The organism is Sphingomonas sp. (assembly GCF_051962185.1).
In the GTDB taxonomy this organism is placed as follows: domain Bacteria; phylum Pseudomonadota; class Alphaproteobacteria; order Sphingomonadales; family Sphingomonadaceae; genus Sphingomonas.
Genome location: NZ_JBQCCN010000199.1, coordinates 1 through 16,063, shown reverse-complemented (window position 1 = coordinate 16,063; position 16,063 = coordinate 1). Strand labels below are relative to the sequence as shown.

The window sequence follows — 16,063 nt, the reverse complement described above, 5'->3', positions numbered from 1 at the left end:
CAGCACCTGGCTGCGTCGCGGAGTGGTCGGAGGGGGCGGGCTTACCGCTTGCGGGGGGCGGCGTCGTCTGCCCAGGGGCACACGCGGCGAAGCCGACGGTACCGCTCAGGACGTTGGCGAGCGTCGACGCATTGCCGAGCGCCTTGGTGGCCATCCGCGCGATTTTTAGCATTGTCATTTTCCTCCCCTTCATCATCCGCGCGCTCTATTCACTGTCGAAGGACCTGGAGCCCATGCGCATTTTCGGTTCCGCATTGTCGCTGCGACAAGGGCGCGCCGATATGCGACGTGCGACATAGTTTTGAAATAATCGGACATGGCGGCGGCGGTCTGATTCGAGCCGCCGCATAGCGCCCGGTCTTCCGCGGTCGACGTTGGGGCCTGCGAGCCGCAGAAGATTCGGACTTACAGCGCGTCGCTCGACGATCGTGTCTTCTGGCGCTCGCGGGAAGGAACGACTTGGAAATGCTCACGGAAGGTCCGCGAGAAGTGCGCCGAATCGGAGAATCCGCAATCCAGCGCAATCTCGGTCATCGACCGGTCGGTGTGCTCGACCAGCCACTTCGCCCGGGATAGCTGCAGGTTGCGGCGGTATTCGCGGACGCCGATTCCGATGTCCGCCTCAAACCGTCGCTGCAACTGGCGGACGCTGATGCCGAGCAAGTCCGCGAGGTCGGGGAGGGGCAGCGGGCTGCTGATGTTCTCCTCGATCTCGAGCATCGCGCGCTTGACGAGGCTGTCGTGCGCGGGCCGCGTCACGACCTCTTCGGGCTGCCACGCGCCGCTCGGCAAAGGCGATTGTTCGATGAGGATACGGAGGCTCTTGATCGCCTGGGCGCGGCCACAATGCTTTTCGATGAGATGGCTGGCGAGGTGCACCACGCTCGTTCCGCCAGCGCAGGTGAGCCGGTCGCGGTCGATGACGAACAGTCGGGTCGATTCGGCCGAGAGTTTGGGGAATTCCTCGCGGAACTCGTTGATGTGGAACCAGCTGACGCACACTTGATATCCGTTCAGCAGTCCCGCCCGCGCGAGGATGAACGACCCGGTGCACAATCCGACCAGGGGGACCTTGGCCTTCGCGGCTGCCTTGAGGAAGGCGTTGGTGTTCGACGAGGCGCGGGTTTTGCCATGCAATAGACCGCCGACGACGACGATATAGTCGAAGCTGGTCGGGTCCTCGAGCGGCGCCCAGGGCTGGACGTGCAGGCCGCAGCTCGATTCGATCGTCTCTCCGCGATCACCGAGGACCGCCCATTCGCAATCGACCTGCCGGCTACGGTCGCCTTCGTCGGCGGCTAGCCTGACGGCGTCGATGAAGTTCGCGAAGGCGGCGAGGGTGAAGCGGGGCGCCAGGACGAACCCGACCCTGAGCTTCGAGGGGCGTTGTGGTTCCACCGCCTGCTTTGCCACTTCGGCTCTCCCATAGGGCATACGAATGACCGCTTCATCACATAGTGTGTCGTAAAAGTTCAAGCCAGAACTCTGGCCCCATGGTGGACTTGCGCGGATGATCATCGACGAGTGGTCTGGTGCGCGGAGGGCTATGGCGGTCGTGCCATCCCGGACCGCGAACCATGAGGAAGCCTACCGACATGACCGAAGAGCAGATCTATGCCGACTTCTCGCGGATGGGCATCGACTATGAGCGTCTCGAGCATCCCGCGGTCTTCACGGTCGAGGACAGCGCCCCCATCCACGAGGCCATCGCCGCGGCACACACCAAGAATCTGTTCCTGAAGGACAAGCGCGGCGGATTCTGGCTGATCGTGCTGCCCAGCGCGAAACGGGCGGATCTGCGCGGCATCGCGGAGGTGGTCGGCGCCGGCAAGTTCTCGTTCGCGAAGCCGGAGGACATGACCCGGTTGCTCGGCGTCGAGCCGGGGTCGGTGACCCCGCTCGCCGCCGCGGGCGCGCCTGCGGGATCGGTGCAGCTGGTGTTCGACGAGGGCTTCCGCGCGCACGAGCGCATCGCGGTCCACCCCTTGCGGAATACGGCGACCATCGTCGTCGACTTCGGCCGATTGCTCGCCTGGCTATCGGATCGGGGTGTGGCCGTGCGCGTGGCAGTGCTGCCGTAGAATTGTAGGTGTTTGGGGCGCGTCGTTCATGTTCAAAAGAATGGCACACATATTCTATTAGATTTGCCGCGAACCCAACAGAGATGATGTCGAATTGGCAGGGTGGGCATGCGAGCGCGACGAGCGTCGCTTGTGATCGACCCGGAAAAGCCAACCGATCGGCGCGACGGCCCGAAATGAGGTCGGCAGGAGGAGAGTTGGATGCGTGAAGCGTGGATCATCGATGCGGCGCGGACGCCCCGCGGTATCGGGAAGCCCGGACAGGGTGCGCTGTCGTCCGTGCATCCGCAGCGGATTCTTTCGACGGTGCTGAGCGCGCTGCAGTCGCGCAACGGCCTCGACGCCGGGGACATCGACGACGTCGTTATCGGCTGCTTTGCCCAGGTCGAAGGACAGGGTGGCTGCATCGCGCGCCAGGCCGCGCTCGACGCCGGCTGGGCATCCACGCCGGGCTTCACGGTCAATCGGTATTGCGGTTCCGGCCTCACGGCCGTGACCCAGGGAATCATGGGAATCTGGTCGGGAGCACAGAACCTGGTCGTCGCCGGCGGGGTCGAGCAGATGTCGAGCGCGCCCTCCGTTTCCGCGCCCCAGCTGTTCGATTGCGGCAACACGCATCTGCGCGCGCGCATTCCCCAAACCCATCAGGGGATATGCGCGGACCTCATCGCGACCATCGAGGGCGTCACTCGTGAGGAGCTCGACGGCTTCGCTTTCCAGAGCCAGCAACGCGCCGCCGCTTCGATCGCGACAGGCGCCTTCGATCGCAGCCTCGTGGCGGTCCGCAACGACGATGGCACGATCGCGCTCGACGTAGAGGAATATCCGCGCCCCGGGACGACCCTGGAAAAGCTCGCCTCGCTGAAGCCTGCCTTCGAGGGCATGAGCGACATCGCTCTCGACGAGGACGGCCTCACGTATCGCGACCTGCTCCAGCGCAATTATGGCGGCGTCGAAATTGCCCACGTCCATCACGGCGGCAACTCTTCGGGGATCGTCGACGGGGCGGGGGCCGTGGTCCTGGCGTCACCGGAATATGCCAGGGCCCACGGACTGAGGCCCCGTGCCCGCATCCGGGCGATCGCGACCGCGGCTGATTCCGCCGAACTCATGCTGAACGCCCCCGTGCCGGCAGCGCGCAAGGCGTTGAGCGCCGCGGGCATGGATGTCGGCGACATCGACCTGTTCGAAATCAACGAAGCCTTCGCCATCGTGCCACTGATGTTCATGCGCGACCTCGGCATCGATCATGCGAAGGTGAACGTCGCCGGCGGCGCGATCGCGCTCGGCCATCCCATCGGTGCGACCGGCGCCATGCTCGTCGGTACGCTGCTCGACGAGCTCGAGCGGCGCGACCTCGCGACCGGCCTCGTCACCTTGTGCACCGGCGGCGGTATGGCGCCTGCCGCTATTATCGAGCGGGTCTGATTAACGTGGAGCTGCCCGTGTCATCGCCGTTCAGCCAGACCTACAAGGAGGCGCGCGGGAAGTTCCTGGCCTTGGCGGAGGAGCAGGGCGCGGTCGTCGTCTCGACGATCCATCCGACCGAGCGGGGAGCCGAAGGCGAGGATCTGGCGATCGACATCGCTACATTCGGCGATCCCGATGCCGAGAAGACACTTTTCCTCGTGTCGGGCACGCACGGCCAGGAAGGCTTCATCGGCTCGGCGCTCCAGATCGCCTTCCTGCGCGATCTCGTCATCCCCGACGGCGTCAACGTGGTGGCGCTGCACGCCCTCAATCCCTGGGGTTTTTCCCATCTGTCGCGGACCGACGAGAACAACGTCGATGTCAATCGCAACTTCGACGACTATGGCGGCGGCTTGGTCCAGGACGAGGTCTACCCCGTTCTCTTTCGCGCGCTCTGTCCAGACGATTGGACCGAAGAGACCATCGACTGGAGCGACGTGCGCGAGGAGGTTGTCCGTACCCACGGCGCGAAGCACATGGTCACGGTGCTCGCGGGCGGCCAGCGCGACGAACCCACCGGCCTGAACTATGTCGGCAAGGGCCCGTCCTGGTCACGCACCGTGGTGTCGGAGCTGCTCCCGCGCGTCTTCGCCAAATCCCGGCGGATCGCGTTCATCGAGTGGCACACCGGGCTCGGCCCCTTCGCCGAGCTCAGTCATCTTTGCAGTTTTGCGCCCGGGTCGCCGTCCTATGAGCGCGTGTTCGGCTGGATCGGAGACGAGGCACGGACGTCCTTCTCGGCCACCTTCGAGGTCACCGGTGGCGAGGTTCCGACCTATCAGGGACTGTTCTCCGCGTGGCTGCCGAGCACTGCCCCGCAGGCGGATTGGGCCGGCCTGCTGATCGAGGTCGGCACGCTCGACAACATCGCGGTCGGGAACGCGGTCCGTATGGACCGCTGGCTGCGGTTCGGAAACGGGCGCTCGCTCGCGTCCCGCGAGGAGATGCGTGCCGCGATGATGGAGGGGCTCAATCCGAGCAGCGCCGAATGGCGCGGCAAGGCGCTGGCGAACGGGCTGGATGCCCAGCGACGGATGCTCGCCGGCCTGATGGAATGGTGAGTGCGGCCGCCCGCGGCGCGACGAGACCACAAGAACGATGATCATTCGGAGAGGAATATGAGCGAACAGCTCCCGGACCCCATTGCCGCCATGCCCTATGTCGCGATCGACGAGGGCGGCGACCATTTCCTGATCGGCAGTCACTGCGCGAAATGCGGTGCGACCATGCTGGGGAAGCGGTTCGGCTGCGCCAGGTGCGGTGAAATAGCCCAACTTTCCCACGTCCGGCTCGGCGACACCGGCCGGATCCGTACCTGCACCGTGATCACCCGCAGTTATCCGGGCGTGCCCGTCCCGTTCATCGCCGCCGTGATCGCCATCGATGGCGGCGGCATCGTGCGCGGCACATTGCATGGCGAAATCCCCGCCGATCCGGTCGCGGAGATCGGCAAGCCGGTCCGCATCAGCATCGAGGACACCGGCCAGCGTGATCCCGCCGGGCGTCCCTTCTACGCGCAAACCTTTCGACCGATGGAGACGGCGGCATGAGCAAGGGGCTTATCGTCGGGATCGATATGATCCCATTCAAGCGCTATCCGGACCGCACCGTGGAGCAATTGGGCGCCGAGGCGGCGTTGCTCGCGCTCGCCGACACCGGGCTCAGCATCCGCGACGTGCAATCGCTCTATTGCGGCTGTTCGCTTCAGGCGAACTCGCTGGTCGGACAGCGCATCCTGCGGCAGATCGGCGAGCACGGCATGCCCGTCCTGAACGTCACCAACGGCTGTGCGACGGGGGCATCCGCGTTTCGCGAGGCGGTGTTGGCGGTGGAGAGCGGCAGGCACGATGTCGCGCTCGCCGTCGGCGTCGAGCAGATGGAACGAGGACTCATTCCGATGCCCGGCCGCCCGAGCGGTTTCCGCGAGGAAGGCGCGATCGGCACGATCACGACGCCATCGATGTTCGCGCAGGCGGGGCTGGAGCACAGCGCCAAATACGGCACCACCTTCGAGCAATTCGCCAAGGTGGCGGTGAAGAATCATCATCACGCGACGCGGAACGACAAGGCCTATGTCCGCCGCGAGACGCCGCTCGAGGAGGTCATGTCATCCGAGATGATCGCCTATCCCAACACCAAGCTGATGTGCTCGATCAACATCGATGGCGCCGCGGCGGCGGTCGTCGCCAGCGAGGCCTATGCGCGCAAGCACGGCCTGATGGGCCGCGCGGTCCGCGTCCGAACCGCGGAGTCGCTCAGCAGCGTCTACACCGACATCGAGGATGGTCTGACCGACTTCAACGAAGTCACCCGCGCGACCGCGCAACTCGCCTATGAATCTGCCGGCATCGACATCGCCGATATCGATCTGGTCGAGTTGCACGACTGCTTCGCCACCGCCGAGCTGCTCCACTACGAGAACCTGGGACTCTGCGGCGTCGGCGAGGCGGGGGCGCTGATCGACAGCGGAGAGACCGCGCATGGCGGCCGGATTCCGGTCAACGTGTCGGGCGGCCTGCTCTCGAAGGGCCATCCCCTCGGCGCGACGGGCATCGCCAACCTTTACGAATTGTGCCTGCATCTCCGTGGCGAGGCCGGGGCGCGGCAAGTCGAGAACGCCCGCATCGGGCTGGCGCATATCGTCGGCGGCATTATCGACTACGGCTCCGCCTGCGCGGTGCACGTGCTGGAGCGCGTGTGATGGCGTCGATCGCGGCCGAAGTGGCCGGGGCCCATCATTCGGGGCGGTCGTTCGACCATCTCAACGACGTGCTGGTCAACGGACTGCGCACCTTTAGCGACAGGACGTTGCTGCAGACGGCGGACGGTGCCGCTTATTCCGGTCGCGACATGGAAGGCCAGGTGGCGCGCTATGCCGCGACGTTCCGGGAGCTGGGCGTGACGCTTGGCGTGCCGGTTGGCCTCCTTGCCGGAAACAGCGTCGAGGTGCTGTTCGTCCAGCAAGCGCTGGGCATCATCGGCGGGGTGTTCACACCCTTCCATCCGATGGGAACGCCGTCCGACTTCGCCTATATCCTGAACGACACCGCGATCGACCTCGTCATCGTCGACAAGGCCCGCGAACCGGAAATGGCGAAGGCGGTCGAGCTTGCCGGCCGTTCGACGCGAATCCTGACCTTTGGGGGCGGTGGCGACGACGACATCGTCGCCTGGGCGTCGCGTCAGCGCGTCGATCGGATCGAGCTCGAGCCGATCGATCCCGAAGCGATCGTTCGCATCATCTATACCGGCGGCACCACCGGCGTGCCCAAGGCGACCCAGGTCAGCTACCGCTGCATGTCGACGATGTTCGGCATCATCGCTTCCGATTGGGAATGGCCGGACGAGATCAGGCAGCTGCTGGTCGCGCCGCTCAGCCATTCGGGCGGGATCGTCTTCACGCCGACCATGGCGCGCGGCGGCACGCTCTTCGTCGAACCGAATTTCGACGTGGCGCGCACGCTCGCCGCGATCGAGCGCCACCGCATCACCTGCATGCTGATGGTGCCGACCATGATCAGCGCGATTCTCGATCATCCGCGCCTGGCCGAGTTCGACACGTCGAGCATCGAGACGATCTTCTACGGTGCCTCGCCGATCACTCCTGCCCGGTTGCGGGCCGGCATCGCGCATTTCGGTCCGGTCTTCTTCCAGTTTTATGGGCAAGCCGAGGCGCCCACGACGGTGACCATGATGCGCCGAGGCGAGCATGATGTGTCCTCGGACCTGCGCCTGTCGTCGTGCGGCAGGCCCGTGCCCGAGGCCGCGGTCCGTCTGCTCGACGCCGACGGCAACGAGGTGCCGGACGGCGAGCCCGGCGAGCTCTGCGTGCAGGGGCCGCTCCTGATGAGCGGCTACCTCAACAAGCCGGCGGAAACCGCCGAAGCGCTGCGGGGCGGGTGGCTCCATACCGGCGACGTCGCTATCCGCGACCCGGATGGCTTCCTGCGGCTCGTCGATCGCGCCAAGGACATGGTGATCACCGGCGGTTTCAACGTTTATCCGCGAGCGGTCGAGGACGTCCTCGAGGCGCATCCCGGTGTAGCGAGCGCCTGCGTGTTCGGCGTACCCGACGACCATTGGGGGGAGATCGTGGTCGCCGCGGTGGTGCTTCGCGACAATGACCTCGCGATCGCCGACCTGATCGCCCATGTGCGCGAACGCAAGGGGCCGGTGCAGACGCCGAAGCGGATCGAAGTGGTGGACAGAATCCCGCTTACCGGCGTCGGGAAACCGGACAAGAAGGCGTTGCGTCGCATGTTCGCGCCGCCGGTCCATAGTTGAGGAACAGAGCAACGCGATGACCCAGACCTCTCCTGATCGAGCTTCGCCCGCGTTGCAGGAGTATCTGAACCGGCTGATGGAGGAACGCTCCATCCCCGGACTCCAAATTGCCGTGGTGCTTGACGGCCGTATCGAAGCACTCGACGCGATAGGCCTGGCCAATATCGAAAATCACGTCCCGGTCAGCGATACATCGGTCTTTTCCATCAATTCGATGGCGAAGGCCTTTACCGGCATCGCCGTGATGCAGTTGGTCGAGGCCGGGAAGCTCGATCTTGCCGCGCCGATCTCCACCTATCTCGACGATCTACCCGAAGATTGGCGTCCGACGACGGTCCGCCAACTCGCCATGCTGACGTCGGGCCTGCCCGAGATGATGGTCTACACGCGGGAGATGAACGTGTCGCTGGTTGGCGACGGCAGCGAGGAATCCGCCTGGTCGACCGTTTATGCGATGCCCCGCGAATTTCCCGCCGATCAGGGCTTTAACTACACCCAGACCAATTACGCCCTGCTCGGCCGCATCATCACGAAGGTGAGCGGAAAGCCTTTCACCCGTTTCATCACCGAAGGTCAGCTCGACGCGGCGGGGATGACCGATACGCAATATGCCACCGATTCCGATATCCTGCCGAACCGCGCCAACACCTATATGTGCGTGACCACCGACGGTGACGCGACCGACAGAGTGTGGAACAGTCATCTCGACTGGCCGCCCGTATTGCATACCGCCGCCGGCCTCCACAGTACCGCGCGCGATCTCGCGCAATGGGTGATCGCCTTGCAGAGCGGAAAGCTGCTCGCGGACCGAGCGAGTATCGAGACCATGCTGAGCCCTTGGCCGTTATACGACGGCAGGCCGGGCGTGTGGGGGATCGGGTGGCTGATCGGTCTTAGTGCCTTTGGCCGGGTGCCGGCGCCGGGCGGCGGCGCCAAGGCACAGGTGGTGCTCTATCCGGACGGTCTGTCGGTCATTGTCCTGACCAACCTCCTGGGCGCCTTTCGCGAGCACGTTGTCGCGGCGTCGAGCGGGGATGTCGACGTGTCCTTTGCCGATCCGATCGCCAAGTTGTTCACCCCATGACAGCCAGGTGCGTCCGGGGCGTGTATTCCTGCCGCGCGCGGTGTGATTGCCAATGCCATGGTGATCGGCGCGATGCTTAGCACGCGGCGCCGGGACTAAGCGACATGGCGGACGTTCCGCGCATCGCGTTCCTGCCGCTACCCAATTTCACGCTGACGGCATTCTCGACGTTGGTGGATGTCATCCGCCTTGCCGCCGATGAGGGCGATCGCAGCCGTCCGGTGCGCTTCAAATGGTCGGTGATCACGCCTAGGCGCGCGCCGGTGCGGGCAAGTTGCGGGGTGGAACTCCAAGGGCAGGAGCCGCTCGGGGATCCGGCGGATTTCGACTATCTCGTCGTCTGTGGCGGGCTCCTACGACGGCGGCATACGGACGACGATGTCATCGAGGACTTTCTTCGGCGTGCCTGGGATCTCGGCCTGACGATAATCGGGGTTTGCACCGGATCATTCATGATGGCGCAGGCGGGGCTCCTCGCTGGCCGCAAGGCGTGCGTCAGCTGGTTTCACCTGGCCGACTTCAACGACGAGTTTCCCGACGTCGACGTCTCGGCGACCGACCTTTTCCTTGCCGACGGCCGCTGCGTCACCTGTGCGGGCGGCACTGGTTCCGCCGACGTCGCCGCCTGGATCATCGAGCGTCACATCGACGCAGCGCTCGCGCGCAAGGCGCTGAACATCCTTCAGATCGACGGGGTCCGTCCGTCGACGACGCTTCAGCCGCATCCGTCGATCGCCGGCGGCGCGATGGATGAGCGGTTGAGGCGCGCGATCCTCCTCATTGCGGAACACCACGACCGTGTGTTGGCGGTGCATGAGCTCGCCGAGGCCGTGGGACTGTCGCGTCGCCAGCTGCTCCGCCTCTTCAAGGAAGAGACGGGTTTCAGTCCTTCCGTCTATGGAACACAATTGCGCCTCGCCCATGCGGACTGGCTCCTGGCGACGAGCCGGATGTCGATCACCCAGATCGCCTTATCCTGCGGCTTCGCCGACGCGGCCCATTTCAGCCGGCGCTACAAGGGCTATTTCGGGACGCTGCCATCGAGTGCGCGGTCCGGCCGGCGCGACTTCGAGCCGGGCGAATCAAGGCCATATCTGGCGAGCGCAAGTGTCCATCTGTGAGGTTCCGGCGCCGATCCGGCGAGGGAGGATCTCACCCCCGGCGTCGGGCGGGCACGATGGTCGGCAAGGGCGAGGTACGCCCGGCCATGTCGCATCCATGCTGGCCGGATGTCGCATTGCGTCAATCATTCACGACGGAGTCCGGCATCCTATCCGCTCCGGCCTATTCACGTCGCCATCGCGTTGGATCGACCAGCGGATAATGGGGGTATTTCATGCCAGTATCGTTGCCGCCTGAACGGCTTGATCAGGCGTCGGCCGGTGCCGTGGAGGCGTGGGGCGACCGCGGTGTCGTCACGCACGAAACGCCTTGGCGGCTGTATTCCGGATGGCAGCGGGCGTCCTTTCTCGCGATCCTTTTCCTGGTCTATGCGTCGAACAACACCGATCGGAACATCCTCGGCGTCCTGCTCCCGCAGATAAAGATTGAGTTCCAGATCAGTGATACCCAGCTCGGCCTGCTCAGCGGCATCGTGTTCGCATGCTTTTACGCCACTTTGGGACTGCCGCTCGCGCGATGGGCCGACCGGGGGGACCGCACCCGCATCCTGTCCTTCTCGCTGATCGTCTGGAGCGTCATGACCGCGTTCTGCGGTATGGCCCAGACCTTCTGGCAGCTGGTCGCGGCGCGGCTCGGCGTGGGCGCAGGCGAGGCCGGCGCGATGCCGCCGGCGCAGAGCCTGCTCGCAGACTATTTCGCTCCCCACAAACGGGCGGGCGCGATGGGTATCTTCATGATGGCGTCGTCGATGGGCTATGCGGGCGGCCTCATCCTCGGCGGCTATATCGCGCAGCATTACGGCTGGAGCAGCGCGTTCCTGTTTGTCGGGCTGCTGGGATTGGCGCTCGGCCCCGTCGCTCTCCTCATCCTCAAGGAGCCGCGGAAGGTCTTCCCCGCGCAAGTGGTCAGCGAGCCGTTCCGAGTCGCATTCTCCGCTCTGTTCAAGGTGCCCGCATACCGCTGCATCCTCTACGCCGTCGTCATCTACTTCTTCATGGGATACGGCGCGCTCGTCTTCATCGTGTCGCTGATGACGCGACTGTTCGGCATGAACGTGCAGGAGGCCGGCGCGAGTTTCGGCACGATGTCGATGATCGCCGCGTTGCTCGGCAATCTGCTGGGCGGTCAGCTGGGCGACAGGCTGGCGCGCAGGAATTTCGCCAATCTGCCGCGCACGTCGGGCTGGGCGATGATCATCTCCGCGCCGTTGTTCATGGTCGCCCTCATGCAGTCGTCGATGGCAGCCATGCAGGTTCCGCTGTTCCTCGCGATGCTGGCGTTGAACGTGATGGCGGCACCGATGTTCTCGTCGCTCTATCTCGTCTGCGAGCCGCACCGCCGCGCGACGGCGCTCTCCATCGTATTGCTGTTCGCCAACCTCGTCGGTCTCGGGCTGGGACCGGTACTGACCGGCTTCATCAGCGACACGCTCACGCCGACCTACGGACCGGCCGAGGGGCTGCGCTGGGGTCTGGTGGCGGTCTGCTCGGTCATGATCGTCGGCGGCGCGTTCATGTTGCGAGCCGCGCGATACATCGCAGAAGCGCGCGCCCGGGATCCGGCCTGATGCGCGCCGCGTGGACGGGGACCCGGCCGGTTCGGGCGACTCACCTGACATTCACTTGATAGGAGACCGACATGAAACTCGATGGAACAGCCGCGATCGTAACCGGCGGTGCGTCCGGCCTGGGCGCCGCCACCGGACGCCTGCTGGCGGAGCAGGGCGCGAAGGTGACCCTGTTCGATCTCGACGAGGAGACCGGCGAGGCGGAGGCGCGCCGGATCGGTGGTCGATTCAGCAAGGTCAACGTCGCGGATGACGCGGGCGTGGCGGAGGCGATCGCCGCCGCCGAGCAGCAGCACGGCGTCGCCCGCGTCCTCGTCAACTGCGCCGGCATCGCCACCGTCATGAAGACGGTCGATCGGGAGAACCGGCCTCACGCGCTCGACGCGTTCCGCCGCACGATCGAGGTCAATCTGATCGGCACCTACAACATGATCTCCAAGGTCGCGGCCCGTCTCGCCGCTTGGCAGACGGACGAGGAGGAGCGGGGGGTGATCGTCAATACCGCCTCGGTCGCCGGGTATGACGGCCAGATCGGGCAGGTCGCTTATGCGTCGAGCAAGGGCGGCGTCATCGGCATGACTCTGCCGGTCGCGCGCGACCTCGCGATGCACCGTATCCGCGTGATGACCATCGCGCCGGGTATCTTCCTGACGCCGATGATGAAGGGTCTTCCCCAGGCGGCGCAGGATTCGCTGGGGCAGCAGGTCCCGCATCCCAGCCGGCTCGGACGTCCCGAGGAATATGCCCTGATGGTGGGGCAGATCATCGCGAACCCGATGCTGAATGGCGAAGTGATCCGACTCGACGGCGCTATCCGCATGGCACCGCGCTGAGGAAATCCGGAACGGGAGGCCGAAGGATGCGATCGGATATGACGCGGAGGACAGCGATCGCGAGTTCGCTCGTGATGGGCATGGGGCCGGCGCTGGCCGGCACCGCACCGGTCGTGGAGACACGGACCGGCCGCGTGCGCGGTGCCGCCACGAATGGCGTGATGGCCTTCAAGGGTATTCCTTACGGGCGTGCCGGCGGTCGCTTCCTGCCGTCGTTGCCGGCGCGGCAATGGACGGGTGTCCGAGAGGCGACTGCCTTTGGCCCGCAAGCCTTTCAGCCGCAATGGACGCAAGCCGATATCGACGCCTTTCCCGCCATTCCGCGCGCCTATCGCAGCGTGGCATTGCCGCTATTGAACCAGGCGCGCAGCGAGACGCCGTTTACGCTCAATGTCTGGACGCGATCGGTTGCCAAGAGCGCTAAGGCGCCAGTGATGGTCTGGTTGCATGGCGGCGGTTTTTCGGTCGGCAGCTCCGCGGCTCCCTGCAGCGATGGTGCCCAGCTCGCGCGCCACGAAGGCGTCGTCGTCGTCTCGCTCAACCATCGGCTGAACATTTTCGGGCATCTTTATCTGGGGCATCTGGGCGACGATCGCTACGCCGCCTCGGGCAATGTCGGCGTGCTCGACATCGTGCTGGCGCTGCGATGGGTCCGCGACAACATCGCGTCGTTCGGCGGCGATCCGGGAAACGTCACGATCTTCGGCGTGTCGGGCGGTGGCGGCAAGGTCGCCGCTCTGTTCGGCATGCCCGTTGCGCGGTCGCTGTTCCACAAGGCGATCATCCAGTCGGGGCCCTATATCGAAGCGCTCGCTCCCGAAGCCGCGGCAGAGACGACAAATCGCGTGTTGGCCACGCTCGGGATCAGGCAAGACGCGATCGCGATGCTCGGCGAAATTCCCGCCGCGCAGCTTTACGAAGCCTATGACAAGGTGGCGAACGCGTCGAAGAACCCCGGCTGGCTCAGCGACTGGAACAGCTGGGATCGTCAGTTCGCCCCGGTCCGCGACGGCAAGACGATGATTGCCGATCCGTTCAGCGACGCCGGGCGCGCGATCTGGGCGGACGTACCCTTGCTGATCGGTCATACGCGGGATGAGCTGTACGCGCCGTATGACGCCGTCTTCGACGACGCGGAGGCGGTTCGGCGGCTGGGAATGCTCGGCGTCGCCGCCGATCGCGGGCGGGCGCTGCTCGATGAACTGCGCCGGCTGCAGCCGACCGCGACGATGGCGGACCATTTCTACGCGATCGCCACACGCCTGCTCTGCACCGAACGGGTCGATCGGCAGACACAGCTCGCCGCCAAGCGACGTGGCGCGCGGACCTATGCCTATCTGTTCGCGGCCGGGCTGTCGTGGAATGGCGGGCCGCGCAAGGCGCTCCATTCGTTCGACGTCCCATTCTGCTTCGACGTCGTCGATGCCGCGCCGGGTGAATTGTCGCCGGCACTCGATTGTGCCGGCCGGCCGCTATCGACCCGGATGCGCGGCGCCTGGGCTGCGTTTGCCCGAACCGGGCGACCGGCGCACAAGGACCTGCCGGCGTGGCCGGCCTACGACCCGGCGCAACCGCGCCGCATGGTGCTGGACTATATATGCCGGGTCGAAGCTTATGATCATACCGAGGACGCGCTGATTGCCGGCTTCCTCAGCTGACCTGATACCCTTGGTCGCCGTCACCTATGGAGGCGCGCCGACGCCACTGAACGATAGCCAGCCGCCGTCGACGGGAAGGACCGCGCCAGTGATGTAGCTGGCGGCGTCGGAAGCCAGGAAGGCGACGGCCTGTCCGATCTCTTCCGGCTGCCCCAGCCTTCCCATGGGCACGCGACGTTCGACGTTGGCGATGTGTTCGGCGGTGATGCCCATCTTCTCGATCATGGGCGCCGCGACGACGCCCGGCGCTACCGCGTTGACGCGGATATTCTGGCGCGCGAGTTCCGACGCCAGCGTCTGCGTCAGCATGGCGACCGCCGCCTTGGAGACGCCATAAGCGTGCGAGGCAGGTATCGGAGCGAGGCCGGTGACCGACGAGATGTTGACGATCACGCCGCGCCGGCGCTCGAACATGATCGCGGCGGCCGCCTGGCTCATCAGGAACGCGCCTCGGAGGTTGACGTCGATCACGCGCTGCCACGCGTCGACCGACAATGAGCGGAGCGGGACGATCGGTTGGGGAACGCCCGCATTGTTCACCAGGATGTCCAATGCGCCGGCGGTCCGCACGACCGTGGCGACGATCTCCTCGGCATCGAGTTGCTCGGCGACGTTCGCCGGCACGGCAAAGGCCTCGCCGCCAAGACGGTTCGCCGCCGCCTCTGCCGCTCCCGCGTCGATGTCGTTGATCGCAACGCGGGCGCCCGCGTGGCTCAGCACGGTCGCGATCCCGAAGCCGATACCGGCAGCAGCGCCGGTGACCAGCGCGACGCGTCCGTCGAGCGAGATCATGCGTCCCTCCGATGTGCGCCGAAATTGGGTTTGCGCCGCTCGCGAAACGCCGCGAGCGCCTCGCGATGATCTTCGGTCATGTTCGTCACGCTTTCATATCCCAACCCAACGTCCATCGCCGACGCGGCAAGAGCGCGGATGCCGGTGTTGATCGTCAGCTTGGAATAGCGGATCGCGAGCTGTGCCCCCGCTGCCAGGCGATCGGCGTACGCATCCACCATCGCGTCGAGGTCGCCCTCGGGTGCGATGAAGTTGACCAGGCCGATCCGGACCGCTTCGCGCGCGTCGATGGGATCGCCGGTGAGCAGATAATGCTTGGCCCGGGCCAGCCCGACGAGCTGCGGCCAGATCAGCGCGCCGCCGTCGCCGGCGACCATCCCGACGCTCACATGGGGATCGGCGATGTGCGCCGTCTCGGCGATGAAGCTCACGTCGCTGAACAGGGCGATCGTCGCGCCGAGGCCGACTGCCGGACCATTGATCTTGGCGATGATCGGCTTCTCGCAATCGAGCATCGCGAAGATGATCTGCTTGGCCTCGCGCACGGTCGCCTCGAACATCGACGGATTCTCATAGGCGGCCTGCTGCCAGCCGATGTCGCCGCCTGCGCTGAACGCGCGGCCACTGCCGGTCAGGACGACGATGTCGCTGTCGGGATCGTCCGCCACGCGTTGGAGTAGGAGGGCCAGTTCGGTGTGCAATCGGGCGTTGAAGGCGTTCAGCTTCTCGGGCCGGTCGAGCGCGATGGTGACGATTCTGCCGCGCCGATGGATGAGGATATGTTCGTAGGTGCCGAGGCAGTCCGCGCGCCGTTCACGACTCTGCCCCACGCGCTCGACGTCGCCCGGACCCCAATAGGCGTCGTAGCGCTCGATCAGGCCGGCATCGTCGAACCGCACCACGCTGATATCGCGGGTCACGCTGTCGTCGACATCGATGCGGATCGGCGCGCAGGCGGTGTTCGCCCTGGCGCACGAGACGTGGCCGTCGATCCGCAGCACCATGCCGCGGCCGCAGATCTCTGTGTAGAAGTCGCGCAGGGCATCGGTCCCCGTGACGATCCGGCCCGATCCGACCGGGTCCTCGAGCGTCGCGTTCGCAGCGAACAGCTCGAGGACGGCCTCCACGTCCCGGTTGGTCACCCTCTCGGTGTAGGAGGCGAGGGCGGCGCG

At 65.7% G+C, this 16,063-nt stretch carries 15 protein-coding genes; 12 read left to right on the top strand and 3 right to left on the bottom strand.

The window, feature by feature from the left end; genetic code table 11:
* A partial coding sequence (locus ACTHJR_RS12530; protein WP_440523566.1) for a hypothetical protein occupies positions 1-299 on the top strand: 299 nt, incomplete at its 5' end.
* A 106-nt stretch (positions 300-405) separates the two neighbouring features.
* Here the strand turns inward: ACTHJR_RS12530 and ACTHJR_RS12525 are convergent.
* Positions 406-1,518: a GlxA family transcriptional regulator gene (locus ACTHJR_RS12525; RefSeq protein WP_440523565.1), complete on the bottom strand. Its 1,113-nt coding sequence runs from the start codon at positions 1,516-1,518 to the stop codon at positions 406-408.
* 59 nt (positions 1,519-1,577) lie between these two features.
* On the opposite strand from ACTHJR_RS12525, the gene ACTHJR_RS12520 reads away from it, so the two are divergent.
* The 11 genes from ACTHJR_RS12520 (at position 1,578) to ACTHJR_RS12470 (ending at position 14,099) form a co-directional block, all read left to right on the top strand.
* Positions 1,578-2,081: a prolyl-tRNA synthetase associated domain-containing protein gene (locus ACTHJR_RS12520; protein WP_440523564.1), complete on the top strand. Its 504-nt coding sequence runs from the start codon at positions 1,578-1,580 to the stop codon at positions 2,079-2,081.
* Between the two features lie 201 nt (positions 2,082-2,282).
* Positions 2,283-3,509, top strand: a complete 1,227-nt coding sequence (locus ACTHJR_RS12515) for an acetyl-CoA C-acyltransferase (RefSeq protein WP_440523563.1) — start codon at positions 2,283-2,285, stop codon at positions 3,507-3,509.
* 17 nt (positions 3,510-3,526) lie between these two features.
* The gene (locus ACTHJR_RS12510) at positions 3,527-4,612 is read left to right on the top strand and encodes a DUF2817 domain-containing protein (RefSeq protein ID WP_440523562.1); all 1,086 of its coding nucleotides are present in this window, start codon (positions 3,527-3,529) and stop codon (positions 4,610-4,612) included.
* Positions 4,613-5,101 carry a Zn-ribbon domain-containing OB-fold protein gene (locus tag ACTHJR_RS12505; protein WP_440523561.1) on the top strand — a complete coding sequence of 163 codons (489 nt, stop codon included), beginning with the start codon at positions 4,613-4,615 and terminating at the stop codon, positions 5,099-5,101.
* Positions 5,098-6,252 (top strand): thiolase C-terminal domain-containing protein, encoded by a 1,155-nt coding sequence (locus tag ACTHJR_RS12500; RefSeq protein WP_440523560.1) that lies wholly within the window; start codon positions 5,098-5,100, stop codon positions 6,250-6,252. Before ACTHJR_RS12505 ends, ACTHJR_RS12500 begins: the two co-directional genes overlap by 4 nt.
* Positions 6,252-7,835, top strand: a complete 1,584-nt coding sequence (locus tag ACTHJR_RS12495) for an AMP-binding protein (RefSeq protein WP_440523559.1) — start codon at positions 6,252-6,254, stop codon at positions 7,833-7,835. Before ACTHJR_RS12500 ends, ACTHJR_RS12495 begins: the two co-directional genes overlap by 1 nt.
* 16 nt (positions 7,836-7,851) lie before the next feature.
* Positions 7,852-8,919, top strand: a complete 1,068-nt coding sequence (locus ACTHJR_RS12490) for a serine hydrolase domain-containing protein (protein ID WP_440523558.1) — start codon at positions 7,852-7,854, stop codon at positions 8,917-8,919.
* A gap of 104 nt (positions 8,920-9,023) precedes the next feature.
* The gene (locus ACTHJR_RS12485; protein WP_440523557.1) at positions 9,024-10,040 is read left to right on the top strand and encodes a GlxA family transcriptional regulator; all 1,017 of its coding nucleotides are present in this window, start codon (positions 9,024-9,026) and stop codon (positions 10,038-10,040) included.
* Between the two features lie 215 nt (positions 10,041-10,255).
* Positions 10,256-11,608 (top strand): spinster family MFS transporter, encoded by a 1,353-nt coding sequence (locus ACTHJR_RS12480; protein WP_440523556.1) that lies wholly within the window; start codon positions 10,256-10,258, stop codon positions 11,606-11,608.
* Between the two features lie 71 nt (positions 11,609-11,679).
* On the top strand, positions 11,680-12,441 hold the full coding sequence (locus tag ACTHJR_RS12475) for an SDR family NAD(P)-dependent oxidoreductase (RefSeq protein ID WP_440523555.1): 762 nt from the start codon (positions 11,680-11,682) through the stop codon (positions 12,439-12,441).
* A 38-nt stretch (positions 12,442-12,479) separates the two neighbouring features.
* A complete protein-coding gene (locus tag ACTHJR_RS12470; protein ID WP_440523554.1) occupies positions 12,480-14,099 on the top strand; it encodes a carboxylesterase/lipase family protein in 1,620 nt (539 codons plus the stop codon).
* 24 nt (positions 14,100-14,123) lie between these two features.
* Here the strand turns inward: ACTHJR_RS12470 and ACTHJR_RS12465 are convergent, their stop codons facing one another.
* Together ACTHJR_RS12465 and ACTHJR_RS12460 are read right to left on the bottom strand one after the other, a co-directional pair.
* Positions 14,124-14,891, bottom strand: coding sequence for an SDR family NAD(P)-dependent oxidoreductase (locus ACTHJR_RS12465; protein WP_440523553.1), 768 nt, complete (start codon positions 14,889-14,891; stop codon positions 14,124-14,126).
* On the bottom strand, positions 14,888-16,063 hold a 1,176-nt coding region (locus tag ACTHJR_RS12460; protein WP_440523552.1), incomplete at its 5' end, for an enoyl-CoA hydratase-related protein. The genes ACTHJR_RS12460 and ACTHJR_RS12465, both read right to left, overlap by 4 nt.